Here is a 23,953-nt window from a genome sequence, read left to right on the forward strand (position 1 = left end):
GCCCTGTGTCCGTAAGGGGCGAACCGCTCAAGGCACTTGCGCAGCGAATAGCGCCGCAAGGCCAGATCGCACCGCGGATCGCGGACCTGTCTCGCGCGACGGGCGTCGCCCGTCGCGGCACCGGCGCCGGTCACTTCGCGTAGATCGCCTCGATCTCGTGCGCGTAGTCCTTCGCCACCACGTTCCGCTTCAGCTTCAGCGAGGGCGTCAGGTGGCCCGACTCCTCCGTGAACTGGGAGGACAGAATGCGGAACTTCCGCACCGATTCCGCCTTCGACACCGCGGCGTTGCCGTCGTCGATCGCCGCCTGGATCGCGGCCAGCAGGTCCGGGTCCTGGCACAGCGACGCCGCGGTGGAACCCGCCGGCTTGCCGTGGTCGGCGCACCAACGGCCCAGGAACTCCTCGTCGAGGGTGACCAGCGCGGCCACGAACGGCCGCCCGTCGCCCACCACCATGCACTCCGCGACCAGCGCGTGCGCCCGGATGCGGTCCTCGATCACGGCCGGGGCGACGTTCTTGCCGCCCGCGGTGACGATGATCTCCTTCTTGCGGCCGGTGATCCTGAGGTAGCCGTCCTCGTCGAGCGTGCCGATGTCACCGGTGTGGAACCAGCCGTCGGCCAGCGCCTCCGCGGTCGCGCCGGGGTTGTTCCAGTACTCCTTGAACAGGTGCTCGCCGTGCAGCAGCACCTCGCCGTCGTCGGCGATCCGCACCACCGAGCCGGGCAGCGGCTGCCCGACCGTGCCGATCTTCTGCCGGTCCCAGGGGTTGAACGCGGTGGCCGCGCAGGACTCGGTCAGGCCGTAGCCCTCCAGGACCGTGAAGCCGATGCCGCGGAAGAAGTGCCCGAGGCGCTCGCCCAGCGGAGCGCCGCCGGAGATGGCGAACTCGCCCCGGCCGCCCAGGACGGCGCGGAGTTTGCCGTAGACGAGCTTGTCGAACGTCCTGTGCTTGATCTTCAGGCCGAGGGACGGGCCCGACGGGGTGTCCAGCGCCTTGCTGTAGGCGATCGCGGTGTCGGCGGCCTTGTCGAAGATCTTGCCCTTGCCGTCGGCCTGGGCCTTGGCGCGCGCCGAGTTGTAGACCTTCTCGAAGACGCGCGGCACGCCCAGGATCAGCGTCGGGCGGAACGCGGCCAGCTCGTCGGTGAGGTCCTTGATGTCCGGGACGCAGCCGAGCTTGATCGGCGCCATCATGGGCGCGATCTGCACCAGCCGCCCGAAGACGTGCGCGAGCGGAAGGAAGAGCAGCACCGAGCACTCGCCGGTGCGGAACAGCGGGCGCAGGCGCTCGACGATGTTGCCGCACTCCGCGAAGAAGCTGCGATGGGTGAGCACACAGCCCTTGGGGCGGCCGGTGGTGCCGGAGGTGTAGACGATGGTCGCCGGGTCGTCGGCCTTGGCGATCGAGCCGCGCTCCTTGACCGTCTCGTCCGTGACGTCCTGGCCGAGCCGTCCCAGCTCGTCCAGGCCGCCGCCCTCGATCTGCCACACGTGCTTCAGCGCCGGCAGCCGGTCGCGCACCGACTCGATCGCGGCCGTGTGGACGTCCGACTCGACGACGCAGGCCGTCGCGCCCGAGTCGCCGAGGATCCACTGCACCTGCTCCGGCGAACTGGTCTCGTACACCGGCACGGTCACCGCGCCCGCGCTCCAGATCGCGAAGTCCAGCAGCGTCCACTCGTAGCGGGTGCGCGAGATCAGGCCCACCCGGTCGCCGGGCTGGACCCCGGCGGCGATCAGCCCCTTGGCCGCCGTGTGCACCTCGGCGAGGAAGGCGGTGGCCGTGACGTCCTGCCAGCTGCCGCCGATCTTGCGGGCGATGACGGCGACGTCCGGGTGCTGCGAGGCGTTTCTGCGGACGATGTCGGTCAGATTTCCGTCCGCAGGGACCTCGTACAAAGCCGGAAGGCTGAACTCGCGCAAGACTGCTGCTCCTCATAGGGCGCCGGCGCCACGACGTTGTGTGCTGCGACGGTGCGGTCCAAGGCTCGGGGAGGTGCTCAGGCATTCGCTTGTTGAAATGCAGAGCACGACTGGACTGCCCGGACGTTACCCGCCGGTATGGCTTCTCCGACAGGGGGTCCCGTCGAGATGTTCGCTGCGTCACACAGTGGGGTATTCCTTCGCGCACAGTAGTCCACGGGCTAACTGACTGACCAGTAACCGCAGGTAGGACCGCCACTGTTCACGTGTGCCGCACACGCTTACGCTTGATCGTCATGGCATCCACACCAGCCGGAAAGCACCGCACGCGCGTGCACGTGGTCAGCGACGTGCACGGCAACGCCCGCGACCTGGCCAGGGCCGGCGAGGGTGCCGACGCTCTGGTGTGCCTGGGCGACCTCGTCCTCTTCCTCGACTACGCCGACCACTCCCGCGGCATCTTCCCCGACCTGTTCGGCGTGGAGAACGCCGACCGCATCGTCGCGCTGCGCACCGCCCGCCGCTTCGAGGAGGCCCGGGTGCTCGGGGCCCAGCTGTGGGCCGGCCTCCAGGAGAACCGCGCCGCGGTGATCGAGGAGGCGGTGCGCAAGCAGTACGCCGCACTGTTCGCCGCCTTCCCCTCTCCTACGTACGCCACCTACGGCAACGTCGACATGCCGCCGCTGTGGCGGGAGTACGCGGGCCCCGGCACGACCGTCCTGGACGGCGAGCGCGTCGAGATCGGCGGCCGGGTCTTCGGCTTCGTCGGCGGCGGCCTGCGCACCCCGATGCGGACGCCCTACGAGATCAGCGACGAGGAGTACGCGGCGAAGATCGAGGCCGTCGGCGAGGTCGACGTGCTCTGCACGCACATCCCGCCCGAGGTCCCCGAGCTGGTCTACGACACCGTCGCCCGCCGCTTCGAGCGCGGCAGCCGCGCCCTGCTGGACGCCATCCGTCGCACCCGCCCCCGCTACTCACTCTTCGGGCACGTGCACCAGCCGCTGGTGAAGAGGATGCGGATCGGGGCGACCGAGTGTGTGAACGTGGGGCACTTCGCGTCGACCGGAACGCCCTGGGCGCTGGAGTGGTGAGGACGCCCCAGGTCGGATGAGATCGGCGGGGCCCGTGCGCGGTAGCCTTCACGCTGCACTCACGTGCGCACGACCTCATACTCGGCCCGTATCCGGAGGAGCCACGGCGATGGCGGAACACACCAGCTCGAGCATCACGATCGAGGCGGCCCCGGCCGACGTCATGGCGGTCATCGCCGATTTCGCCCGCTACCCGGACTGGACGGGCGAGGTGAAGGAGGCCGAGGTCCTGAAGACCGACGCCGAGGGCCGCGCCGAGCAGGTCCGCCTCGTCATGGACGCGGGCGCGATCAAGGACGACCAGGTCCTCGGCTACACCTGGACGAGCGAGAACGAGGTGTCCTGGACCCTGGTGAAGTCCCAGATGCTCCGGTCCCTCGACGGCTCGTACATCCTCAAGCCGTCCGGCGCGGGCGGCACCGAGGTCACCTACCTGCTGACCGTGGACGTCAAGATCCCCATGCTCGGCATGATCAAGCGCAAGGCGGAGAAGGTCATCATCGACCGGGCGCTGGCCGGCCTGAAGAAGAGGGTCGAAGCGGGCAAGTAGCCCCGGCCGCACACCCGGACGGCCCCGTCGGCGACACCGGGCGCCCGACCGACGCCCGGTACCGTCACACCCATGCGCACCATCCTGATCACCGGGCCCGGCGGCAGCGGCCGTACCACCCTCGCGGCCGCGACCGCCCTGGCCGCGGCGGCCGAGGGCGGCAGCACCCTCGTCCTCGGCACCGATCGCACGGACACGCTCGGTGCCGCCCTGGGGGTGACGACCGGCCCGGCCCCGGTGCAGGCGGCTCCCCGCCTCACCGCCTGGCGCCCCGACGCCGCCCAGGACTTCCGCAGGGACCTCACCGCCCTCCAGGACCGCGCCTCCTCCGCCCTGGACCTCCTCGGCGCCTCCCGCCTCGACCCCGAGGAGCTCACGCCCCTGCCCGGCGCCGAGGAACTCGCCCTGCTGCGCGCCCTGCGCGACGCCGCGCTCTCGGAGACGTACGGCACCCTCGTCGTCGACCTCCCCCCGGCCCCGCAGGCCCTCGCCCTGCTCGCCCTGCCCGAGGAACTCCGCCGCTACCTGCGCCGCCTGCTCCCGCCGGAACGGCAGGCCGCCCGCGCCCTGCGCCCCGTCCTCGGCCGCCTCGCCGGCGTGCCCATGCCCGCCGAGTGGCTCTACGACGCGGCGGCACGCTGGGACCTGGAACTGGCCGCCGTCGAGGCGGTCGTCGCCGACCGCGACACCGTCGTACGGCTGGTCGCCGAGCCCGGCCCGGCGGGCGCCGACGCGCTGCGCACCGCCGGCCTCGGTCTCGCCCTGCGCGGCCTGCGCACCGACGTCGTGGTCGCCAACCGCGTCCTGCCCGAGGCCTCCCCGGACGCCTGGCTCGCCGGCCCGGTCGCCCAGCAGCGCAAGACACTGGAGGAGTGGCGGGAGTCCTACGACGTCCGCACCGTGGCCCACCTCGGACGCGACCCGCGCGGCACCGACGACCTCACCGCCCTCGCCGTGCCCGGCGCCGTCGCCGTGCCCGGCGCAGAGCAGGCGGCCACCAAGGCCGGCTGGCCGGTGACCGACCGGCTCGGCGAGGAGGGCGTGCTCGTCTGGCGGATCCCGCTGCCCGGCGCCATACGCGAAGAACTGGACCTCGTCCGGCGCGGCGACGAACTCCTCGTCACGGCCGGACCGTTCCGGCGGATCGTCTCGCTGCCCTCCGCGCTGCGCCGCTGCACCGTCGACGGGGCCGCCCTGCGCGACGGCGAGCTGCGCATCCGCTTCACGCCCGACCCCAAGCAGTGGCCGCAGGGCCGGTGACCCGGCGGGGCGGCCCGGGCGAGCCCAGCGGAAACCGGGCAGAGACAGCTCCGCCCGGCCCGTGAACCGGTCGCGCCCGTTCGGGTAACGTCGTAGGGACGAACCGTAGGCAGGAGTCCGTCATGAGCGAAGAGCTCCCCCCGTCCGACGCCGCCCGCGACGAGGCCGCGGACGAGACGCGGGCGACCGACGCCGACGCCTGGGCGACCGCGTGCGCCGAGGACCTCCAGGCGGAGAAGGCCCGCCGCCGCACCCAGTACGGCACGCCTCCCGGCTCCGCGGCCGAGGAGCTGAAGAAGCTCGTCGACGCCGTCGCGGAGAAACTGTCGGGTGTCCGGTCCCCGCTGCTCGGCGCGGTCGCGGGGCCCGCCGCCGAGCAGGTCGTCCGGCAGGTCGTCCAGCAGGCCAAGGACGCCGTGGAACCCGTCATCGAGCGCAATCCGGACGTCTTCGACCACCTCGCGGCGGCCGGGAACGAGCTGCTCGCCGCCTACCGCTCCGCCGTCGAGGCCCAGGAGCGACGCTGGACCGGCCGTGACGACCAGGACGACCCCCGCGACCAGGGCGGACGCCGGGACGGTGGCGACGATGCCGGTCCCGGGCAGCGCATCGACCTGGACTGAGGGACCCCCTTTCACCATGAGCCCCCGGCCCCGGCCGCGGAGCGGCCCTCCGGGGTGCCCAGCGTGCGGACGACGGCGAACCCGACGGGGGGCCTCGGGTACCGTTGGCCGTAGCGGGGCTCGACCGAAACTGAGGGATTCATGGGACTCACCATCGGCGTCGACATCGGCGGCACGAAGATCGCGGCCGGCGTGGTCGATGAGGAAGGCAACATCCTCTCGACCCACAAGGTGCCGACCCCGGGCACGGCTGAGGGCATCGTGGACGCCATCGCCTCGGCGGTGGACGGCGCACGCGTCGGACACGACATCGTCGGCGTGGGCATCGGTGCCGCCGGCTACGTGAACCGGCAGCGCTCCGAGGTCTACTTCGCGCCCAACATCCACTGGCGCAACGAGCCGCTCAAGGAGAAGGTCGAGGCCCGCGTGGGCCTCCCGGTGGTCGTGGAGAACGACGCGAACGCCGCGGCGTGGGGCGAGTACAAGTTCGGTGCCGGCAAGGGCCACCGCAACGTCATCTGCATCACGCTGGGCACCGGCCTCGGCGGCGGCATCATCATCGGCAACAAGCTGCGCCGCGGGCACTTCGGCGTGGCCGCCGAGTTCGGCCACATCCGCATGGTGCCGGACGGCCTGCTGTGCGGCTGCGGCTCCCAGGGCTGCTGGGAGCAGTACGCCTCGGGCCGCGCGCTGGTGAGGTATGCCAAGCAGCGCGCCAACGCCACCCCGGAGAACGCCGAGATCCTGCTCGGCCTCGGCAACGGCACCCCCGACGGCATCGAGGGCAAGCACATCTCCATGGCCGCCCGGCAGGGCGACCGCGTGGCCGTCGACTCCTACCGCGAGCTGGCCCGCTGGGCCGGCGCGGGCCTCGCCGACCTGGCCTCCCTCTTCGACCCCTCCGCGTTCATCGTCGGCGGCGGCCTCTCCGACGAGGGAGAGCTGGTCCTCGGCCCGATCCGCAAGTCGTACAAGCGCTGGCTGGTCGGCGGCAACTGGCGCCCGGTCGCCGAGGTCCGCGCGGCGGAACTGGGCAACAAGGCGGGCCTGGTGGGCGCGGCCGACCTGGCCCGCGAACCCGACCCGATCATGTAACGCGCCGCGTCTGTCAGGGGCGCGGGGAACGACGCGATCAGCCACACACGACCGGCACTCGCGCACCGTCCCCGCGCCCCGGCCCGTCGGGCGTAAATTGATCACATGCCCCTGCTCCCCAACTCCCGTACCGAACCCGACGGTTCCGCGGTCATCAGGGTCCTCGGCTACAACATCCGCAGCATGCGCGACGACACCGACGCCCTGGCCCGCGTCATCAAGGCCTGCGCACCCGACCTCGTCCTCATCCAAGAAGCCCCCCGCTTCTTCCGCTGGCGCAAGAAGCTCGCCCGCCTGGCCCTCGCCTCCGACCTCGTGATCGTCACCGGCGGGGCCACCACCACGGGACCGGCGATCCTCAGCTCGCTCCGGGTGAGCGTCGAACGCACGGAGGACGTCCTCCTGCCGCCCACCCCCGGCCTGCACCGCCGCGGCTTCGCCACCGCGGTCGTCCGCATCGCCGGCACCCGCCTCGGCGTGCTCAGCTGCCACCTGTCCCTGCAGAAGGACGAGCGCTACGAGCAGGCCGGCATGCTTCTCGACCGGCTCGCGAGCATGGGTGTGGAGCACGCGATCGCCGGCGGCGACCTCAACGAACGCCCCGACGGACCGGCCTTCCGCCGGCTGGCCGACGGCCTGACCGACTGCCGGGCCGCGGCTCCCTGGGGCGGCGAGCACACCTGGACGCCCACCGACCCCTACCAGCGCATCGACGCGATCTTCGCGACCGGGGGCATCGAGGTGCTGGGCTGCGGTGTGCCTCCCTCACTCCCGGCGCCGCTCGCACGGGACCCCCATGGACAGCCCGAGGTGTCCGAGGCGGATCTGAGGGCGGCCACGGACCACCTCCCGGTCCTGGCCGCCCTCAGAGTCCCGGCTTCCTAGACGACCGCGCCCCGGCCGGGGTCGTCGTCGTCCTCGTCGTCCGTGCGCATGCGCATCACCAGCGTCGCGAACCCGCCGACGAACCCGCCGATCCCCAGCGTGGCCAGCCACCACGTCATGTCCCAGCCGAACAGCACGGCCAGCAGGAGCAGCACCGGCCCGCCGAGCACACCCAGCCAGGCGAACTTGGCGGTGGGGTCGGCGTCGGGCAGCGGGGGCGGCTCCGGGGGGACGAAGTGGCCCTCGTCGTCCTCGTCGAAGTCGTCCTCGGTGGGCTCGCGCACGGAGTAGTCGCGCGGGCCGACACCGGGCGCGAAGGAGACGGAGCCGCCCAGCGGCTTCGCGGGATTCGCCGGCTTGTCCTCGGGTCCCTGCTCCGGCTCGGCCGGCTTCACGGCGTCCCCGGACTTCACGGCCGTATCGCCCCGGTCGCCGTCCATCACGATGTCATTGGTCCCGGCCGCGGGCAGGGCCAGGTCCTCGATCGACTTGAACGGCTTGGCGCCCGGCGGGTCCGGCGGTTCCTCGCCGTATCCGGCGACGATCGCCGCCCAGGCGGCCTCCTCGTCGATCGGGACGCCCTTCTCGTCCGGCTCCCGGCCCTCGCGGTCGGAGTCGTGCTCAGCCACCTGCGGTCGTCCCTTCCTTGCCGAGCCCGGGCTCCTTGGCGAGGCCGGACGCGATGCGGTGGATGAACGCGAGGCTCTCCTCGTGGATCCGGTCCGCGTCATGGTCCAACGTGGCGACGTGGTAGCTGTGTTCCAGGATGACCTCTTTCACGTCCGTCGAGGAGATGCGGCTGAGGATCCGGGCCGAGTCGGCGGGCGGCACCACATGGTCCTGCGGGCTGTGCAGCAGCAGCACCGGCTGGGTGACCTGCGGCAGCTCGTGGTCGGTGGCCTGGAAGAACCGGCGCAGCGAGTGCGCCGCGTGCAGCGGCACCCGGTCGTAGCCGAGCTCCCTGCCGTCCGGCTTGGCGATGTCGCTGGCGATGCCCTTGGTCGCGGGGACGAGGTGGCGGACCACCGGGAGGGCGTGCGCGGCCAGGCCGTGCACCTTGTTGGCGGGGTTGACGACCATGACGCCGCGGACGGCGTCGCCGTGCTTCGCCGCCAGCCGCAGGGCCAGCGCGCCGCCCATCGACAGACCGGCCACGAAGACCGTCCCGCGGCGCTCGCACAGCAGGCGCAGCTCGCGATCCACCTCCGCGTACCAGTCCTGCCAGCCGGTGATCCGCAGGTCCTCCCAGCGCGTGCCGTGCCCGGGCAGCAGCGGCAGGGAGACGGTCATGCCGTGTTCGGCGAGGTGCTCCGCCCAGGGGCGCAGCGACTGCGGTGATCCGGTGAAGCCGTGGCAGAGGAGGACGGCGACCTCCCCGCCCTCGTGGTGAAACGGCTCGGCTCCGGCAAGGACCGGCACCTTCGGCCTCCTGGTCGTGAGAAGGGACTGACACGATCACGGGATGTCACGGAACGCCATGGAAGGGGTCGCACGCCGTTCGCGGGACCTTCACCGTACGCGACCGCACTGACACCGACCAGGGCCGTCGGCGCCTTTGACGGTGCTCCGGGTTAAGGTCTGACCGACACATACAGGAGGCACTCGGTTGTTGTACGGCGCGATGAAGGTCACCATCGGGGGTCCGCTGAAGCTCGCCTTCAGACCCTGGGTGGAGGGCCTGGAGAACGTACCCGCCGAGGGCGCCGCCATCCTGGCGAGCAATCACCTGTCGTTCTCCGACTCGTTCTTCCTGCCCGCCGTCCTCGACCGCAAGGTCACCTTCATCGCGAAGGCCGAGTACTTCACCACGCCCGGCGTGAAGGGCCGGCTGACGGCCGCCTTCTTCAAGGGCGTCGGGCAGCTTCCCGTGGACCGCTCCGGTGCGCGCGGCGCGGGTGAGGCCGCCATCAAGAGCGGCATAGACGTGCTGGAGCGCGGTGAGCTGTTCGGGATCTACCCGGAGGGCACGCGCTCGCCCGACGGGCGGCTCTACCGGGGCAAGCCGGGCGGCCTCGCGCGCGTGGCGCTGGCCAGCGGCGCGCCCGTCCTCCCCGTCGCCATGATCGACACGGAGAAGATCCAGCCGCCCGGGAAGGTCGTGCCGAAGCTGATGCGGCCCGGCATCCGGATCGGCAAGCCCCTGGACTTCAGCCGCTACCAGGGCATGGAGCACGACCGGTTCGTGCTGCGCGCGGTGACCGACGAGGTCATGTACGAGATCATGAAGCTGTCCGGCCAGGAGTACGTCGACATGTACGCCACGGCCATGAAGCGGCAGCTGACCGAAGCGGCCAAGGCGCAGAAGGAAGCCGAGAAGGCGGCCAGGGCCGCACTCGCGCGGGCGGAGAAGGAACAGGCCGAGAAGGAAAAGCAGACGGAGCAGCGGCGGACCGGGCCCTAGGGGCTTCTGATGGATCTACGTGGAAGAAGGAGCGGCGTTCGGTGCGTGCGGCGAGCGTGCGTGCCGGGCGTCGTGACGCTACGGAGATCCATCAGAAGCCCCCTAGTCGGGGCGTCGGACGGGGGGCGGGGGAGATGGCCGAGCGTGAGCGTGTGATGAGGATGTCGGTCGAGCAGCCGCTGTGGCGTGCGCTCACCGCGTACCGGGTGCTCACGATGCTCTACGCGGTCGGCCTGTTCGCCACCGCCTACGAGGAGTTCCCCCGCCCCTGGATCGCCGTCGCCTACTACGCCGTGCTCGGCACCTGGACCCTGGCCACCCTGCCCCGGGTCGCGAACGCGGCCCGCTGCACCAAGCGGTTCCTCGCCGCCGACCTCACCGTCGCCCTCACCGGCATCCTGCTCACGCCCGTCGCCGACGCGCACGAGCGGGTCCAGGCGGGCGGGCCGACCCTGCCGTCGATATGGACCGCCGGTGCCGTCCTCGCCTTCGCCATCAAGGGCGGCTGGCGCTGGGCGGCCCTCGCCTCCGGCCTGGTGGCCGTCGCCAACCTGATCGAGCGCGGCAGCCCGGCCCGCGACACCGTCCACAACGTCCTCCTGGTCTGCATCGCCTCCATCGCCATCGGCTACGTCGTCGAGGTCGCCCGCGCCTCCGAGCGCACCCTCGCCCGCGCCCTGGAGATCGAGGCCGCCACCCGGGAGCGCGAGCGGCTCGCCCGGGACATCCACGACAGCGTGCTCCAGGTGCTGGCCATGGTGCAGCGCCGCGGGGCCGTGATCGGGGGAGAGGCCGCCGAGCTGGGCAGGATGGCCGGCGAGCAGGAGGTGGCGCTGCGCACGCTGGTCTCCGGCGGGCTGGTGCCCGTCTCCCGCGTCTCGGACGACGCCGCCGAGGGCGCTCTCGTCCGGGCCGTCGACGAGGAGCCGGACGACAGCGGCCCCGTCGACCTGCGCACCCTGCTCGCACCGTACGCCGCGGCCCGGGTCAGCCTCGCCGAGCCCGGCGCGCCCGTGCCGCTGGCGCCGGCCGCCGCCCGGGAGGTGGCCGCGGCGGTGGGGGCCGCCCTGGACAACGTCCGCCGGCACGCCGGTGAGGACGCGCGCGCGTGGATCCTGGTCGAGGACGAGCCGGACGAGGTCATCGTCACCGTGCGCGACGACGGCCCCGGCATCCCGGAGGGACGGCTCGTCCAGGCCGAGGGCGAGGGACGGCTCGGCGTCGCCCTGTCCATCCGCGGCCGGCTGCGCGACCTCGGCGGCAGCGCCGAGCTGGTCTCGGTCCCGGGCCAGGGCACGGAGGTCGAGCTGAAGGTACCGAAGGACGTGACGAACACACGGGGGAAGGCGGAGCAGCGATGACGGAGAGCGCCGAGGAGCGGCGGGACCCGATCAGGGTCATGGTCGTCGACGACCACCCCATGTGGCGCGACGCCGTCGCCCGCGACCTGGCCGAGTCGGGTTTCGAGGTGGTCGCCACGGCGGGCGACGGCGACCAGGCCGTGCGCCGCGCCAAGGCCACCACGCCCGACGTCCTCGTGCTCGACCTGAACCTGCCCGCCAAGCCCGGCGTGCAGGTCTGCAAGGAGGTCGTCGCGGCCAACCCCGCGCTGCGGGTCCTCGTGCTGTCGGCGAGCGGCGAGCACGCCGACGTCCTGGAGGCGGTGAAGTCCGGCGCGACCGGCTACCTGCTGAAGTCCGCCTCCACCGAGGAACTGCGGGACGCGGTCCGCCGCACGGCCGTCGGCGACCCGGTCTTCACCCCCGGCCTCGCCGGGCTGGTCCTCGGCGAGTACCGCCGCCTGGCCTCCGATCCCGGCCCCGCCCCGGACACCGACGCACCCAAGGCGCCCCGGCTCACCGACCGCGAGACCGAGGTGCTGCGCCTGGTCGCCAAGGGCCTGAGCTACAAGCAGATCGCCGAACGCCTGGTCATCTCCCACCGCACCGTGCAGAACCACGTCCAGAACACCCTCGGCAAGCTCCAGTTGCACAATCGCGTGGAGCTCGTGCGGTACGCGATCGAGCGCGGCCTCGACGACGAGTGAGGCGCACGTCACACTGACCCTTCGTCAGGCACCTGCGGCGAAGGGACTGTTCCATGCGCGTCGGAGTACTGACCGGAGGCGGCGACTGCCCCGGCCTCAACGCCGTCATCCGGGCCATCGTCCGCAAGGGCGTGCAGGAGTACGGCTATGACTTCACCGGCTTCCGGGACGGCTGGCGAGGACCCCTGGAGAACGCCACCGTCCGTCTCGACATCCCCGCCGTGCGCGGCATCCTGCCCCGCGGCGGCACCATCCTCGGATCCTCGCGGACCAACCCCTTGAAGGTGGAGAACGGCATACGCCGGATCCGGCAGACCCTCGCCGGGCTGGAGGTCGAGGCGCTCATCGCCATCGGCGGCGAGGACACCCTGGGCGTGGCCGCCCGCCTGTCCGAAGAACACGGCGTGCCCTGCGTGGGTGTCCCGAAGACGATCGACAACGACCTGTCCGCCACCGACTACACCTTCGGCTTCGACACCGCCGTCGGGATCGCGACCGAGGCCATCGACCGGCTGCACACCACCGCCGAGTCCCATATGCGTGTCCTGGTCGTGGAAGTGATGGGCCGGCACGCCGGCTGGATCGCCCTGCACTCGGGCCTGGCCGGCGGCGCCAACGTCATCCTCATCCCCGAGCAGCGCTTCGACGTCGAACAGGTGTGCTCCTGGGTGACCTCCCGCTTCCGGGCGTCGTACGCGCCGATCGTGGTCGTCGCCGAGGGGGCGATGCCGAAGGACGGCGACATGGTCCTCAAGGACCAGTCGCTGGACTCCTTCGGGCACGTCCGGCTGTCCGGGGTCGGCGAGTGGCTCGCCAAGGAGATCGAGAAGCGCACGGGCAACGAGGCCCGCACCACGGTCCTCGGGCATGTGCAGCGCGGCGGCACCCCCAGCGCCTTCGACCGCTGGCTCGCCACCCGCTTCGGGCTGCACGCCATCGACTGTGTCCGCGACCGCGACTTCGGCCGGATGGTCGCCCTGCGCGGCACGGACATCGTCCGTGTCCCCATCGCGGACGCCACGACCCGGCTGAAGACCGTGGACCTGGCGCTGTACGAGGAGGTGGGGGTGTTCTTCGGCTGACCGCCCGCTCCCGGGTGCCGGTCGGGGCCGGGCGGCCCCGACCGGAGCCGTGTCAGAGCGACGGCGCGTCCGCGCCCCGCAACCGCCCCACCAGTTCGCGCACGACCCGCGCCCCGTTCAGCGTCAGCACCGACTCGGGGTGGAACTGCACGCCGGCGAACCCGGCGGTGCGCAGCGCGTGCACCTCACCGTTCGCGGCGCGCGCGACCTCGACTCCGTGCGCCGCCAGCTCGGCCGCCGTCTCGTCGTCGCAGCGCGCCACGAAGCTGTTGTAGAAGCCGACGGTCTCCCGCCGCCCGAACAGCTCGATCTCCGTCTGCGCCCCCTGGTACGGCACCTCCTTGCGCACGATGTCCAGCCCCAGCTCCGCCGCGATCAGCTCGTGGCCGAGGCAGACGCCCAGCACGCCCTGCCGTTCGCCTCTGATCACCTCGGCGGTCAGGGAGCGCAGGAACCGCATCTTGGGGTCCGCCGGGTCGGACGGGTCTCCCGGCCCGGGGCCGAGCACCACGGGTCCCTCGTGAGCGAGCACCGCCTCCCGCAGCCCCGGCTCGTCGTACCGCCGCACGCTCACCTCCAGGCCGCTGGAGCGCAGCACGTGCGCGAGCATCGCCGTGAAGGTGTCCTCGCCGTCGACGACCAGGGCGTGGCCGGCCCGTTCGTCCGCGCGCTCCCGCATGCGCAGCCAGAAGGGCGCGAGCGAGGCCCGGCGTGCGTCCAGCGCGGCCCGCACGCGCGGGTCGTCGGCCAGGCGCGGGCGGGTGTGCTCCGCACGCGGCCGTGACGGCCGTACTCCCAGTGCCGCCAGCACACCCGCCGCCTTGGCGTGCGTCTCGGCCACCTCGCCCGCCGGGTCCGAGCCACGCACCAGGGTCGCACCGACCGGTACCCGCAGTCGCCCGCCCGCGTCGATGTCGGCGGTGCGGATGAGGATGGGGGAGTCCAGCGTCTGGACCCCGCCCGGGTCCCGGCCGACCAGCGCCAGCGCCCCGGCGTAGTACCCGCGGCCGCCGCTCTCGTGCCGCTCGATCACCCGGCAGGCGTTCTGCACCGGCGAGCCGGTGACCGTCGCCGCGAACATGGTCTCCTTCAGGACCTCCCGCACGTCCAGCGAGGACCTGCCGCGCAGTTCGTACTCGGTGTGCGCGAGGTGCGCCATCTCCTTCAGCCGGGGCCCGACCACGACCCCGCCCCGGTCGCCGACGGTGCACATCATCTTGAGCTCCTCGTCGACGACCATCGACAGCTCCTCGATCTCCTTGCCGTCGGCGAGGAAGTCCAGCAGGTGCTCGGGCGTCGGCCCCTCGGCGGGGTAGCGGTACGTCCCGCTGATCGGGTTCATGACGACCGTGCCCCCGGACATCCGCACGTGCACCTCGGGGCTCGCCCCGACCAGCGTGCGGTCCCCGGTGTGCACGACGAACGTCCAGTACGCCCCCCGCTCGCCCTCCAGCAGCCGCCGGAACAGCGCGAGGGCGTCGGTCCGCCCGAATCCGGGGATCTCACCCTCGTACGTCCGCCGGATCACGAAGTTGGCGCCCTCGCCCCGGCCGATCTCCTCCTCCAGCACGCGCCCGACGATCCGCGCGTACTCCTCGTCGGGGACGTCGAAGCCCCCGCCGTCGACGCGGACGTCGTGCGCCGGGAGCTGCTCCAGCGCCTCGGCCAGCGGGACGGTGCAGGACTCCTCGGGCGTGAGCGCCAGCAGGGGGGTGCCGTCGTCGCGGACGTCGAAGCCGCGCTCGCGGATCTGCCGGAAGGGCACCAGCGCGAGGCACGTGTCGGGCAGGTCGGCGAGACGGTCGTAGCCGGCGACCGGGCCGATCAGGACGTCGATCCCGTCGTGGTCCCGGCCGGGCGTCCGGCGGCGGAGCAGGGCGAACGGACGGGGATCGTCCGGCAGCTGTGTCAGGTCCATGGAGTGAGTTCCTCTTCCGTCGCATCACGTCGATGTCGAGGAGGAACGACCCCGGAAACACCGAAGGCCGCCCCTCGGGCGGCCTTCGCGAAGTGGTGAGTACGCGCAGTCAGCGGGCCGCCGGATGAGCGGTCCACCACCAGGTCTGGGTCGAGTGCGCGAACATGGCAGGCACCCTACCCCACGTCCGAGGGGTGCACGGGTGTCTCAATTGCTGGGCATGGCTCAGGACGCCCGAGACGACCCCGTAGTGTTGAGGTCGTGACCGTGAACGCTAAGACCAGCGCGAGTGCTGGCAACACCTGGCGAAACCTGCCCGCGGCGCAGCAGCCCGAGTACCCCGACACCGAGGCTCTGCGCGCAGTGATCGCGGACCTCGAGTCGTATCCGCCGCTCGTCTTCGCGGGCGAGTGCGACCAGCTGCGCGCCCGGATGGCGGCCGTCGCCAAGGGAGAGGCGTTCCTCCTCCAGGGCGGCGACTGCGCCGAGGCCTTCGACGCCGTGTCCGCGGACCACATCCGCAACAAGCTCAAGACGCTGCTCCAGATGGGCGCCGTGCTCACGTACGCCGCCTCGGTGCCGGTCGTGAAGGTCGGCCGCATCGCCGGCCAGTACTCCAAGCCGCGCTCCAAGGGGACCGAGACCCGCGACGGCGTGACGCTGCCGACGTACCGCGGCGACTCCGTCAACGGCTTCGAGTTCAACGAGAAGGCCCGCGTCCCGGACCCCGAGCGCCTGAAGCGGATGTACCATGCGTCCGCCTCCACACTCAACCTGGTGCGCGCCTTCACCACCGGCGGCTACGCCGATCTGCGCCAGGTGCACGCCTGGAACCAGGACTTCGTGAAGTCGTCCCCGTCCGGCCAGCGCTACGAGCAGCTCGCCCGCGAGATCGACAACGCGCTGAACTTCATGCACGCCTGCGGGGCCGACCCCGAGGAGTTCAAGACCGTCGAGTTCTTCTCGTCGCACGAGGCGCTGCTGCTCGACTACGAGTCCGCCCTGACCAGGGTCGACTCCCGCACCGGGCAGCTGTACGACGTCTCGGCCCACATGGTGTGGATCGGTGAGCGCACTCGGCAGCTGGACCACGCGCACATCGAGTTCGCCTCACGCATCCGCAACCCGATCGGCATCAAGCTGGGTCCGACGACCACCGCCGAGGACGCGCTGCAGTACATCGAGCGCCTCGACCCCGAGCGGGAGCCGGGCCGGCTGACCTTCATCGTCCGCATGGGCGCCGACAAGGTCCGCGACAAGCTCCCCGAGCTGGTCGAGAAGGTCACCGCCTCCGGCGCGACCGTGGCCTGGGTGACCGACCCGATGCACGGCAACACCTTCGAGGCGGCCTCCGGGCACAAGACCCGCCGCTTCGACGACGTGCTCGACGAGGTCAAGGGCTTCTTCGAGGTCCACAAGGCCCTCGGCACCCACCCGGGCGGCATCCACGTGGAGCTCACCGGCGACGACGTCACCGAGTGCGTGGGCGGCGGCGACGAGATCTTCGTCGACGACCTGCACCAGCGCTACGAGACGGCCTGCGACCCGCGGCTCAACCGCAGCCAGTCGCTCGACCTGGCGTTCCTCGTGGCCGAGATGTACAGGGACCAGTAGCGGGTCCGCCTGTTACCGGGGCAAGGACTGGGGCGCGGATCACACGATCCGCGCCCCTCTCCACTTTTGTGCTCCGGACCCGCCGGGTAAGGTTAGGTTAGCCTCACCGATCACCGGGGACGGCGCCAGAGAACGACCCCGTCGGGAGGTGAACCGCGTGTACGTCTGCAGTTGCTTCGGGATCACCGAGCAGCAGGTCAAGCAGCACGCGGACGGCGGCGCCTGCACGCCCCGCCAGATTGCCTCCGCCTGCAAGGCGGGCACGGACTGCGGCTCGTGCGTGCGCCGCATCCAGGCGATCCTGGGCAGGGGAGCCTGCCCTCGCCGCGACCTGGCCGACCGGGGCGAGCCGGCGCTCGCCGAACTGGAAGACGCCGCCTAGGGCGACAGGCGCCGCTGGTGTCGCGGCACTAGCTCGGCTGCTCGATCTGCTGCGCGATGTACAGCGCCTCGCCGAGCTTGTCGATGAGCTCCAGCTGCGTGTCCAGGTAGTCGATGTGGTGCTCCTCGTCCTCCAGGATCGACTCGAAGAGGTTCGCGGACGTGACGTCGCCCTTGCTGCGCATCACCTCGATGCCACGCCTGAGGCGGTCGATCGCCTCGACCTCCACCTGGCGGTCCGCCTGGAACATCTCGGTGACCGTCTGGCCGACCCGCACATGGAAGAGCCGCTGGTAGTTGGGCAGACCGTCCAGCATGAGGATGCGCTCGGTGATCTTGTCCGCGTGCTTCATCTCATCGATGGACTCTTCACGCGTGTACTTGGCGAGCTTGGTCCAGCCCTTGTTGTCCTGGATCCGGTAGTGCAGCCAGTACTGGTTGATCGCCGTCAGCTCGCCGGTCAACTGCTCGTTGAGAAATTCGAGAACCTCGGGGTCGCCCTGCATCGCAGAGGCTCCTTCCATGCGGGGGAACTGACAGGTTGCGCCGCATGATTCCACTGGCGGAGAAGATCGTCCAGTAAGTCTTCACTTAGTAAGTAAGGGCATGCTTAGTCGAGTTTGTCCGCTTTCAGGGTGGCCCCGGTCAGGGGCATCAGCCGAGGTCTGTCAGGATGGAGTCATGGGTCAGCCGCTGGAACACGAATCGGGAGAAGGGCGCGACCCAGCAGGTGCGACGCAGCCCGACCTGCCCCCGGGGCAGCGGCTGCAGCGCGGCTGGCCGGTCACGCACTACGGGCCCGTCCCCAAGTTCCGGCCCGAGCGCTGGGAGTTCCGGGTCTTCGGAGCCACCGCCGACGGCGGCAAGCACTGCTGGACCCACGAGGAGTTCACCGCCCTGCCCCACACCACCGTCGTGGCCGATCTGCACTGCGTCACGAAGTTCAGCATGCTCGGCGCGGAGTGGGGCGGCATCCCCGCGCGCACGATCCTCGACCTCGCCCCGCCCGCGGACGACGTCACCCATGTGATGGTGTGGGCCGAGTACGGATTCAGCTCCAACCTCCGGCTGTCCGACTTCGCCGACGAGCGGGTCCTGTTCGCCACCCACAAGGGCGGCGAGCTGCTCACCGCCGAGCACGGCTTCCCGCTGCGCCTGATCGTGCCCCACCTGTACGCCTGGAAGGGACCCAAGTGGGTGCGCGGTGTGGAGTACATGACCGCCGACCGGCGGGGCTTCTGGGAGGAGCGCGGCTACCACAACATCGGCGACCCCTGGCAGGAGCAGCGCTACTCCTACCAGGAGGAGCCCGGGGACGGCCCCGGCATCTGACGCCTCAGCCGTCGCGCAGCTTCTTCAGCCGCTCCACGTCCCCGGCGTGCCCCTGCCTGCCGCCCGGCGTCTCGATGATCAGCGGCACCCCCTCGGTCGCGGGATGCGTCATCAGCGCCCGGAACGGGTCCTCCCCGATGTGGCCGACGCCGATGTTCTCATGCCGGTCCTTGTGCGCGCCCACCACGTCCTTGGAGTCGTTGGCGTGGATCAGTTTCAGCCGGCCCTCGCCCACCGTGCCCACCAGCAGGTCCAGCGTCCGGTGCATGCCGCTCGGGCCGGTCAGGTCGTGACCGGCGGCGAAGATGTGGCAGGTGTCCAGGCACACGCCGAGCATCGGATGGGCGTCCAGTGCCTCGAAGTACGGGCCGAAGTCCCAGGTCCGTGAGCACAGGGAGGCGCCCTGGCCGGCCGTCGACTCCAGCAGCAGGAACGGGTCGTCGTCGTGGGTCAGCTCGTCCAGCAGCGGCAGGAGATGCTCCCGGACCTGCTTCAGCGCCACCGACCGCTCGCGGCCGCCGGTCGCGCTGCCGGTGTGCACGACCACGCCCAGCGCCCCGATCTCCCGCGCGCGCCGCAGCGAGTGCCGCAGGGACTCCACCGAGCGCTCCACGGTCGCCTCGGTGTGCGAGCCGAAGTTGATCAGGTAGGGGGCGTGCACATAGGCCGGGATCGACTCGGCGGCGCAGGCCGCGCGGAAGGCCTCGTCCTGCTTCGGGTTTCCGGTCGGCGTGGCCCAGCCGCGCGGGTTGGCGACGAAGACCTGGACGGTCTCCGCCTTCAGGTCACGGGCGTACGACAGACCGACGGAGTGGAGGCCACCGGCCACGGGGACGTGGCCGCCCACGGGATTGCGGGGAGGGCCGGACAGCTGACTGTTCACCCGTTCAGGGTGTCATGCGTCCGGCCCCGTCCCGGCCACGGGCTCCCTGCCCGCGTCGGTCACCTGATCTTGATGGTGATCGTCGAGCCCTTGGGCGCGGTCTCGCCGCCCTCGACCGACTGGCCCTTGACGGTGTCGCCGAACAGGCCGAGCAGGCCGCGGTCCTCCTTGACCTGGAACCCGGCGGCCTCCAGCGCCTTCCTCGCGTCGTCCACGCGGTCGCCGACCACGTCCGGGACCTCGATCATCTCGGGGCCCTTGGACACCGTCAGCGTCACGGTGGCGCCCTCGGCAACCCGACTGTCGGCCTTCGGGGACTGCGCCGCGACCTGGCCCTTGTCGAACTCGTCCGAGGTGACCTGCCGGGGCGAGACCTTCACGCTCAGACCAGCCTCCTGCAGCTCCGCCCAGGCGTCCTCCTCGCTCTCACCGGTGACATCGGGGACGTCGACCGGGGCGCCCTTGCTGACGACGAGAGCGATCGCCGAGCCTGCCCGTCGCTCGGTGCCGGCGGCGGGCTTCGTGCTGATCACGTGACCCTTGTCCATGTCCTCGCTGAACTCCTGCGTGACCATGCCGGGCTCCAAGCCGTCCGACCTCAGCCGCTCCTTGGCCCGGGCCAGTCGATCCCCCGCCACATCCGGCACGTTCACCGTCTCCGGGCCGTCGGAGACGGTGAACGACACGGAATCGTTGACCCGGATACGGCTGCCCGGCTCGGGCTGGGTGCCGATGATCGTGCCGCGCTCGACGGTGTCACTGTAGTCGTGGCTGACCTTGCCGACCTCGAGCCCGGCGTCCTCCAGCTGCTGCCGGGCCTGCGCTTCGGTCTTCGACAGCAGCGCCGGGACCTTGGTGAACTGGCCGGAGTTGATGTACCAGACGCCCGCGCCGACACCGAGGACCAGCAGCAGGGCGGTGACGATCGAGAGGACGCCACGCCGCGGCAGGCGCCCCCGGAGTGGTGGCGGAGGCGGCGTCCGCAGCCGGCTGGTGCGGTGCACCTCCGGCTCGGCGTCCTCGTCGACGGGCAGCGGCCGCGGCACCGTCAGCGCCCGCGGGATCACGCTCGTCCGGTCGTCGGCGTTGTCGTGGTGCGCCGTGAGCGCCTGCGGCGGCACCGCGTCCAGCTGGTCCTCGCTGAGCCGGCCGCGTCCGTCGCGGACCCGCGCGAGCAGCGCCACCGCGTCGTGCGGGCGGATCTCCGGGGTGCGGGCGGTCGCCGAGGCCACCACCTCGTCCAGCTCGTACGCCAGGCCCGGCACGGCGGCCGAAGGCGGCGGCACGTCCTCGTGCAGGTGCTTGTAGAGGATCACGGCGGGGGAGTCCCCGTCGTGCGGCTTGTCGCCGGTCAGCATCTCGTACAGCATCACGCCGCAGGCGTACACGTCGACGCGGGGGGCGGCGGTGCCGTTCTCTATCTGCTCGGGGGCGAGGTACGAGACCGTGCCGAGGACGGTGCCGGTGGTGTTCGTCACCGTGTCCACGGCCCGGACGAGCCCGAAGTCGGCGACCTTGACCCGGCCGTCGTCCCCTATGAGGACGTTCTCGGGCTTCATGTCACGGTGCACGAACCCGGCGCGGTGGGCGGCGCCCAGCGCGGCCAGCACCGGCTCCAGGATGTCCAGGGCGGCGCGCGGCTGCAGGGCCCCGCGCTCGCGCAGCACGTCGCGCAGGGTGCAGCCCGCCACGTACTCCATCGCCAGGTACACGTACGAGCCGTCGGTGCCCTGGTCGAAGACCTGCACCACGTTCGGATGGGCCAGCCGGGCCACCGACTTCGCCTCGCGGATGAACCGCTCGACGAACGAGGCGTCGACCGCGAGCGCGGGGTGCATCACCTTGAGCGCGAGGACCCGGTCGAGCCGGGTGTCCACGGCCCGGTAGACCGTGGCCATCCCGCCGACCGCGATCCGCGCGTCGATGCGATACCGGCCGTCGAGCACCTGCCCGACCAAGGGGTCCTGAAGGGTCGTGTCCACGCAGGCGAGTGTACGAGTCGGCACCGACAGCTCTCCCGCCCCGCCCGATTTCGGGGCGCGACTGCAGCCGACCTGTGACGTGTGTCCGCCCCCCGCCGCGGGCATGCGTGCCGCTCGGGGCGGCACGGGTGGGCGCGGCCGCAGCCCGCTACGCCGGGCTGCGGACCGACCCGCCCCCGGCACCGGCGCGGGTCACCGGAAAGCAGGCCGCTCCGGATCGAGCACGGCCATACCCTCACCCGGCGAAGACGCCTGCGCGAAGTGCCGCCGCGGGATACGCCCGGCTCGATACGCCAACCGCCCGGCTTCCACCCCGCTCCTCATGGCGGAAGCCATCAGCACGGGCTCCTGCGCCCGCGTCACCGCCGAGGCGAGCATCACACCCGCGCACCCCAGCTCCATCGCCAGCGCCGCGTCCGAGGCCGTCCCGGCACCGGCGTCCAGGATCACCGGCACGCGCGCGTGCTCCACGATCAGCTGGAAGTTGTGCGGGTTGCGGATCCCCAGCCCGGAGCCGATCGGCGAGCCGAGCGGCATGACCGCCGCACAGCCCGCGTCCTCCAGCTTCCGCGCCAGCACCGGGTCGTCGTTGGTGTACGGCAGCACCGTGAACCCGTCGTCGACCAGCGTCTCGGCCGCCTCCAGCGTCTCGATCGGGTCCGGCAGCAGCGTGCGCTCGTCGGCGATGACCTCCAGCTTGATCAGGTCGGTGCCGAGGGCCTCGCGCGCGAGACGGGCGGTGAGGACGGCCTCGCCGGCCGTGAAGCAGCCCGCCGTGTTGGGCAGCACCCGGATGCCGAGCCGGTCCAGGACGGACAGCACCGAACCGTGCACCGAGGCGTTCACCCGGCGCATCGCGACGGTCGTCAGTTCCGTCCCCGAGGCGACGAGCGACCGCTCCAGCACCTCCAGGCTGGGCGCCCCGCCCGTGCCCATGATCAGACGGGACGTGAACGACGTACCACCGAGGACGAACGGATCGTCGGCCATGGTCAGCCTCCTTGGACGGCCGTGAGGACTTCCACCCGGTCTCCCTCGGAGAGCGGCGTGGCGGACCACTGCGTGCGCGGGACGACGGTTTCGTTGAGGGCCGCGGCCACGCCCGAGGACGAGGCGGTGAGCGACCTCACGACGGTGTCGAGGGCCGTACCGGGCCGGACGTCCCGGGGCTCCCCGTTGACGGAGATGTTCATGCGGGCTGCTCCGTGAGTGCGGTGGCGGGGCTGAAGCGCTTCGGCGTGAAGGGCCGGGCCTCCGCGGGCAGTTCGCCCGTCGTCAGGACGTGTGCCAGGGCGTCGCCGGTCACCGGCGTGAGCAGGACGCCGTTGCGGTAGTGCCCGGTGGCCAGCGACAGACCCTCCAGGCCGGTCGGGCCGAGCAGCGGCGCGTTGTCGGGAGAGCCGGGGCGCAGCCCGGCCCGGGTCTCGGTGAGCGGCAGCTCGGTGATGCCCGGAACCAGCTCGTGCGCGTCCCGCAGCAGTTCGTACACGCCGCCCGCGGTCACGGTGGTGTCCCAGCCCAGCTCCTCGCTGGTCGCCCCGATGACCAGCTCGCCGCTCTCGCGCGGCACGAGGTAGACGTGGCTGCCGCGCACCACCGCGCGAACGGTCCGGCTCAGGAACGGCCCGGGCCGCTGCGGCATCGTCAGCCGCACCACCTGCCCCTTCACCGGGCGCACCGGAGGCAGCACGTCCCGCGGAATCCCCGCGAGCCGCCCGCTGAGGCTGCCCCCGGCGAGCACCACCTGCCCGGCGGCCGGCGCGGTCCCGTCGGCCAGGACGGCACCCGCGGCCCGGTCCCGTACGACGGTCAGCCGCTGCGCCCACGCCCGGTGGAAGACCACACCGGCCCGCTCGCACGCGGCCACCAGGGCCCCGGCCAGCCGCCGCGGGTCGATCTGGTGATCACCGTCGACCCGGAGCCCGCCGCGCACGCCCGGCGCGAGCATCGGCTCCAGGCGCCGGCACTCGCGTCCCGACAGCCACTGCGAGTCCAGCCCCGACTGCTGCTGAAGGGTGTGCAGTTCACGCAGGTGGGCCCGGTCGTCGGCGTCCAGGGCCACGGCGAGCGTGCCGCAGCGGCGGTAGCCGAGGTCCTGGCCGGTCAGCTCGGTGAGCTCGGCGGCGAAGTCCGGGTAGCGCCGGGCCGAGGCGAGGTTCAGGCCGAGCAGGGTCTGCTCGCCGTAGTGCAGTTCCGTGACGGCGGCCAGCATGCCGGCCGCCACCTGTGCGGCTCCGCCGCCGGGCTCGGGGTCCACGACGGCCGTGGCGAGCCCGCGTTGCGCGGCCCGCCAGGCCGTGGCCAGGCCGATGATCCCGCCCCCGATGACCAGGACGTCTGATGTGGTGGACGTAGGCGACATGGGCGTCCAGCCCCTCCCTTCGCCGGCATGACCCGGATCAGGTTCGTACGGTCGGAGGCCGCCAGCCTCCCTCTCAGCCCGGTGCGTCCGGGCTCCCGCGAGTGCTTTACGTTGGCCACCCTAGCCCGATGCCGCACGCCGCAGTAAGGGAGCCTCCGCCCATGGCCCGATCCCTCGACGGTCTCGTCCTCGCCCCGGTCGCCGACCAGGCACCCGGTCAGGTGGGCGTCCGCACCCGGTTCGCGTACCACGAGCGGCAGGGCGAGATCTGGGCCGAGTACAGCGGCGGCGACGTCGTACGGGGGCATCTCGTGGGTACCCGGGAAGGTGACCGGCTGGACTTCCGGTACGTCCAGCTCCAGCGGGACGGCACCACGTCCTCGGGGCACTGCGTCTCGGCGGTCGTGGAGCTGCCGGACGGGCGGGTGCGGCTGGAGGAGACCTGGGCGTGGGAGTCCCGGCGGGGCGCCGGTACGAGCGTTGTGGAGCAGGTCACGGCGCATGAGCACTGACTGAC

The 23,953-nt window shown here is 71.9% G+C and carries 25 protein-coding genes and 1 riboswitch; of the genes, 14 read left to right on the forward strand and 11 right to left on the reverse strand.

Annotated elements, in window-relative coordinates:
* Window positions 1-130: 130 nt before the first annotated feature.
* Window positions 131-1,927 carry an AMP-dependent synthetase/ligase gene (locus ABTX62_RS25695; protein ID WP_352118422.1) on the reverse strand — a complete coding sequence of 599 codons (1,797 nt, stop codon included), beginning with the start codon at window positions 1,925-1,927 and terminating at the stop codon, window positions 131-133.
* Window positions 1,928-2,223: 296 nt separating this feature from the next.
* Here ABTX62_RS25695 and ABTX62_RS25700 point away from each other — a divergent pair, with 296 nt between their 5' ends.
* From ABTX62_RS25700 to ABTX62_RS25725, 6 genes are all read left to right on the forward strand, one after another.
* The gene (locus ABTX62_RS25700) at window positions 2,224-3,021 is read left to right on the forward strand and encodes a metallophosphoesterase family protein (RefSeq protein WP_352118423.1); all 798 of its coding nucleotides are present in this window, start codon (window positions 2,224-2,226) and stop codon (window positions 3,019-3,021) included.
* Window positions 3,022-3,130: 109 nt separating this feature from the next.
* Window positions 3,131-3,571, forward strand: coding sequence for an SRPBCC family protein (locus ABTX62_RS25705; protein WP_283969626.1), 441 nt, complete (start codon window positions 3,131-3,133; stop codon window positions 3,569-3,571).
* A gap of 72 nt (window positions 3,572-3,643) precedes the next feature.
* Window positions 3,644-4,831, forward strand: coding sequence for an ArsA family ATPase (locus ABTX62_RS25710; RefSeq protein ID WP_352118424.1), 1,188 nt, complete (start codon window positions 3,644-3,646; stop codon window positions 4,829-4,831).
* A 122-nt stretch (window positions 4,832-4,953) separates the two neighbouring features.
* Entirely contained in the window at window positions 4,954-5,454 is a 501-nt protein-coding gene (locus ABTX62_RS25715; protein ID WP_352118425.1) for a DUF5304 domain-containing protein, read from the forward strand.
* Window positions 5,455-5,595: 141 nt separating this feature from the next.
* On the forward strand, window positions 5,596-6,549 hold the full coding sequence (locus tag ABTX62_RS25720) for an ROK family glucokinase (RefSeq protein WP_352118426.1): 954 nt from the start codon (window positions 5,596-5,598) through the stop codon (window positions 6,547-6,549).
* A gap of 105 nt (window positions 6,550-6,654) precedes the next feature.
* A complete protein-coding gene (locus tag ABTX62_RS25725; protein WP_352118427.1) occupies window positions 6,655-7,434 on the forward strand; it encodes an endonuclease/exonuclease/phosphatase family protein in 780 nt (259 codons plus the stop codon).
* Here the strand turns inward: ABTX62_RS25725 and ABTX62_RS25730 are convergent.
* Together ABTX62_RS25730 and ABTX62_RS25735 are read right to left on the reverse strand one after the other, a co-directional pair.
* A complete protein-coding gene (locus tag ABTX62_RS25730) occupies window positions 7,431-8,063 on the reverse strand; it encodes a hypothetical protein (RefSeq protein WP_352118428.1) in 633 nt (210 codons plus the stop codon). The two genes, ABTX62_RS25725 and ABTX62_RS25730, sit on opposite strands and share 4 nt — an antisense overlap.
* The gene (locus tag ABTX62_RS25735; protein ID WP_352118429.1) at window positions 8,056-8,853 is read right to left on the reverse strand and encodes an alpha/beta hydrolase; all 798 of its coding nucleotides are present in this window, start codon (window positions 8,851-8,853) and stop codon (window positions 8,056-8,058) included. Before ABTX62_RS25735 ends, ABTX62_RS25730 begins: the two co-directional genes overlap by 8 nt.
* A 202-nt stretch (window positions 8,854-9,055) precedes the next feature.
* Between ABTX62_RS25735 and ABTX62_RS25740 the strand changes: the two genes are divergently transcribed.
* The 4 genes from ABTX62_RS25740 (at window position 9,056) to ABTX62_RS25755 (ending at window position 12,964) form a co-directional block, all read left to right on the forward strand.
* Window positions 9,056-9,835 (forward strand): lysophospholipid acyltransferase family protein, encoded by a 780-nt coding sequence (locus tag ABTX62_RS25740; RefSeq protein WP_352118479.1) that lies wholly within the window; start codon window positions 9,056-9,058, stop codon window positions 9,833-9,835.
* Window positions 9,836-9,969: 134 nt separating this feature from the next.
* The gene (gene macS / locus ABTX62_RS25745) at window positions 9,970-11,196 is read left to right on the forward strand and encodes a MacS family sensor histidine kinase (protein ID WP_352118430.1); all 1,227 of its coding nucleotides are present in this window, start codon (window positions 9,970-9,972) and stop codon (window positions 11,194-11,196) included.
* Window positions 11,193-11,882 (forward strand): response regulator, encoded by a 690-nt coding sequence (locus tag ABTX62_RS25750; protein WP_352118431.1) that lies wholly within the window; start codon window positions 11,193-11,195, stop codon window positions 11,880-11,882. Before macS ends, ABTX62_RS25750 begins: the two co-directional genes overlap by 4 nt.
* Before the next feature lie 53 nt (window positions 11,883-11,935).
* A complete protein-coding gene (locus tag ABTX62_RS25755) occupies window positions 11,936-12,964 on the forward strand; it encodes a 6-phosphofructokinase (RefSeq protein WP_352118432.1) in 1,029 nt (342 codons plus the stop codon).
* A 52-nt stretch (window positions 12,965-13,016) separates the two neighbouring features.
* Here the strand turns inward: ABTX62_RS25755 and ABTX62_RS25760 are convergent, their stop codons facing one another.
* Window positions 13,017-14,882, reverse strand: a complete 1,866-nt coding sequence (locus ABTX62_RS25760) for an anthranilate synthase family protein (RefSeq protein ID WP_352118433.1) — start codon at window positions 14,880-14,882, stop codon at window positions 13,017-13,019.
* Window positions 14,883-14,991: 109 nt separating this feature from the next.
* A complete protein-coding gene (locus tag ABTX62_RS25765) occupies window positions 14,992-15,048 on the reverse strand; it encodes a trp operon leader peptide (RefSeq protein WP_078625594.1) in 57 nt (18 codons plus the stop codon).
* Window positions 15,049-15,143: 95 nt separating this feature from the next.
* Here ABTX62_RS25765 and ABTX62_RS25770 point away from each other — a divergent pair, with 95 nt between their 5' ends.
* Both ABTX62_RS25770 and ABTX62_RS25775 read left to right on the forward strand, forming a co-directional pair.
* On the forward strand, window positions 15,144-16,496 hold the full coding sequence (locus tag ABTX62_RS25770; RefSeq protein WP_283969637.1) for a class II 3-deoxy-7-phosphoheptulonate synthase: 1,353 nt from the start codon (window positions 15,144-15,146) through the stop codon (window positions 16,494-16,496).
* A 148-nt stretch (window positions 16,497-16,644) separates the two neighbouring features.
* Entirely contained in the window at window positions 16,645-16,878 is a 234-nt protein-coding gene (locus ABTX62_RS25775; protein ID WP_352118434.1) for a (2Fe-2S)-binding protein, read from the forward strand.
* Window positions 16,879-16,906: 28 nt separating this feature from the next.
* On the opposite strand, the gene bfr is transcribed toward ABTX62_RS25775, so the two are convergent.
* Window positions 16,907-17,383, reverse strand: coding sequence for a bacterioferritin (bfr, locus tag ABTX62_RS25780; protein WP_283969639.1), 477 nt, complete (start codon window positions 17,381-17,383; stop codon window positions 16,907-16,909).
* Window positions 17,384-17,558: 175 nt separating this feature from the next.
* Here bfr and ABTX62_RS25785 point away from each other — a divergent pair, with 175 nt between their 5' ends.
* Window positions 17,559-18,209 (forward strand): sulfite oxidase-like oxidoreductase, encoded by a 651-nt coding sequence (locus tag ABTX62_RS25785; protein ID WP_283969640.1) that lies wholly within the window; start codon window positions 17,559-17,561, stop codon window positions 18,207-18,209.
* Between the two features lie 4 nt (window positions 18,210-18,213).
* On the opposite strand, the gene ABTX62_RS25790 is transcribed toward ABTX62_RS25785, so the two are convergent.
* From ABTX62_RS25790 to thiO, 5 genes are all read right to left on the reverse strand, one after another.
* The gene (locus ABTX62_RS25790) at window positions 18,214-19,092 is read right to left on the reverse strand and encodes a deoxyribonuclease IV (RefSeq protein WP_352118435.1); all 879 of its coding nucleotides are present in this window, start codon (window positions 19,090-19,092) and stop codon (window positions 18,214-18,216) included.
* Window positions 19,093-19,151: 59 nt separating this feature from the next.
* Window positions 19,152-21,074, reverse strand: a complete 1,923-nt coding sequence (pknB, locus tag ABTX62_RS25795; protein WP_352118436.1) for a Stk1 family PASTA domain-containing Ser/Thr kinase — start codon at window positions 21,072-21,074, stop codon at window positions 19,152-19,154.
* A 192-nt stretch (window positions 21,075-21,266) separates the two neighbouring features.
* On the reverse strand, window positions 21,267-22,064 hold the full coding sequence (locus ABTX62_RS25800) for a thiazole synthase (RefSeq protein ID WP_352118437.1): 798 nt from the start codon (window positions 22,062-22,064) through the stop codon (window positions 21,267-21,269).
* A gap of 2 nt (window positions 22,065-22,066) precedes the next feature.
* Complete coding sequence (gene thiS / locus ABTX62_RS25805; RefSeq protein WP_352118438.1) at window positions 22,067-22,267, reverse strand: sulfur carrier protein ThiS; 201 nt, start codon at window positions 22,265-22,267, stop codon at window positions 22,067-22,069.
* Entirely contained in the window at window positions 22,264-23,436 is a 1,173-nt protein-coding gene (gene thiO / locus ABTX62_RS25810) for a glycine oxidase ThiO (RefSeq protein ID WP_352118439.1), read from the reverse strand. Before thiO ends, thiS begins: the two co-directional genes overlap by 4 nt.
* A riboswitch (TPP riboswitch) is annotated at window positions 23,434-23,545 on the reverse strand. Its footprint overlaps the gene before it by 3 nt.
* A gap of 52 nt (window positions 23,546-23,597) precedes the next feature.
* Between thiO and ABTX62_RS25815 the strand changes: the two genes are divergently transcribed.
* Window positions 23,598-23,948, forward strand: a complete 351-nt coding sequence (locus tag ABTX62_RS25815) for an avidin-fold protein (protein ID WP_352118440.1) — start codon at window positions 23,598-23,600, stop codon at window positions 23,946-23,948.
* The last annotated feature ends 5 nt before the right edge of the window (window positions 23,949-23,953 follow it).

This window comes from Streptomyces sp. NPDC096046, assembly GCF_040303285.1.
Lineage (GTDB): Bacteria > Actinomycetota > Actinomycetes > Streptomycetales > Streptomycetaceae > Streptomyces.

Coding starts and splice junctions, on each gene's coding strand:
- thiS (WP_352118438.1), bottom strand. CDS start 22,267: ATGAACATCTCCGTCAACGGGGAGCCCCGGGACGTCCGGCCCGGTACG.
- ABTX62_RS25725 (WP_352118427.1), top strand. CDS start 6,655: ATGCCCCTGCTCCCCAACTCCCGTACCGAACCCGACGGTTCCGCGGTC.
- ABTX62_RS25705 (WP_283969626.1), top strand. CDS start 3,131: ATGGCGGAACACACCAGCTCGAGCATCACGATCGAGGCGGCCCCGGCC.
- ABTX62_RS25715 (WP_352118425.1), top strand. CDS start 4,954: ATGAGCGAAGAGCTCCCCCCGTCCGACGCCGCCCGCGACGAGGCCGCG.
- ABTX62_RS25815 (WP_352118440.1), top strand. CDS start 23,598: ATGGCCCGATCCCTCGACGGTCTCGTCCTCGCCCCGGTCGCCGACCAG.
- ABTX62_RS25755 (WP_352118432.1), top strand. CDS start 11,936: ATGCGCGTCGGAGTACTGACCGGAGGCGGCGACTGCCCCGGCCTCAAC.
- ABTX62_RS25720 (WP_352118426.1), top strand. CDS start 5,596: ATGGGACTCACCATCGGCGTCGACATCGGCGGCACGAAGATCGCGGCC.
- ABTX62_RS25800 (WP_352118437.1), bottom strand. CDS start 22,064: ATGGCCGACGATCCGTTCGTCCTCGGTGGTACGTCGTTCACGTCCCGT.
- ABTX62_RS25710 (WP_352118424.1), top strand. CDS start 3,644: ATGCGCACCATCCTGATCACCGGGCCCGGCGGCAGCGGCCGTACCACC.
- ABTX62_RS25760 (WP_352118433.1), bottom strand. CDS start 14,882: ATGGACCTGACACAGCTGCCGGACGATCCCCGTCCGTTCGCCCTGCTC.
- bfr (WP_283969639.1), bottom strand. CDS start 17,383: ATGCAGGGCGACCCCGAGGTTCTCGAATTTCTCAACGAGCAGTTGACC.
- thiO (WP_352118439.1), bottom strand. CDS start 23,436: ATGTCGCCTACGTCCACCACATCAGACGTCCTGGTCATCGGGGGCGGG.
- ABTX62_RS25740 (WP_352118479.1), top strand. CDS start 9,056: ATGAAGGTCACCATCGGGGGTCCGCTGAAGCTCGCCTTCAGACCCTGG.
- ABTX62_RS25785 (WP_283969640.1), top strand. CDS start 17,559: ATGGGTCAGCCGCTGGAACACGAATCGGGAGAAGGGCGCGACCCAGCA.
- macS (WP_352118430.1), top strand. CDS start 9,970: ATGGCCGAGCGTGAGCGTGTGATGAGGATGTCGGTCGAGCAGCCGCTG.
- ABTX62_RS25750 (WP_352118431.1), top strand. CDS start 11,193: ATGACGGAGAGCGCCGAGGAGCGGCGGGACCCGATCAGGGTCATGGTC.
- ABTX62_RS25700 (WP_352118423.1), top strand. CDS start 2,224: ATGGCATCCACACCAGCCGGAAAGCACCGCACGCGCGTGCACGTGGTC.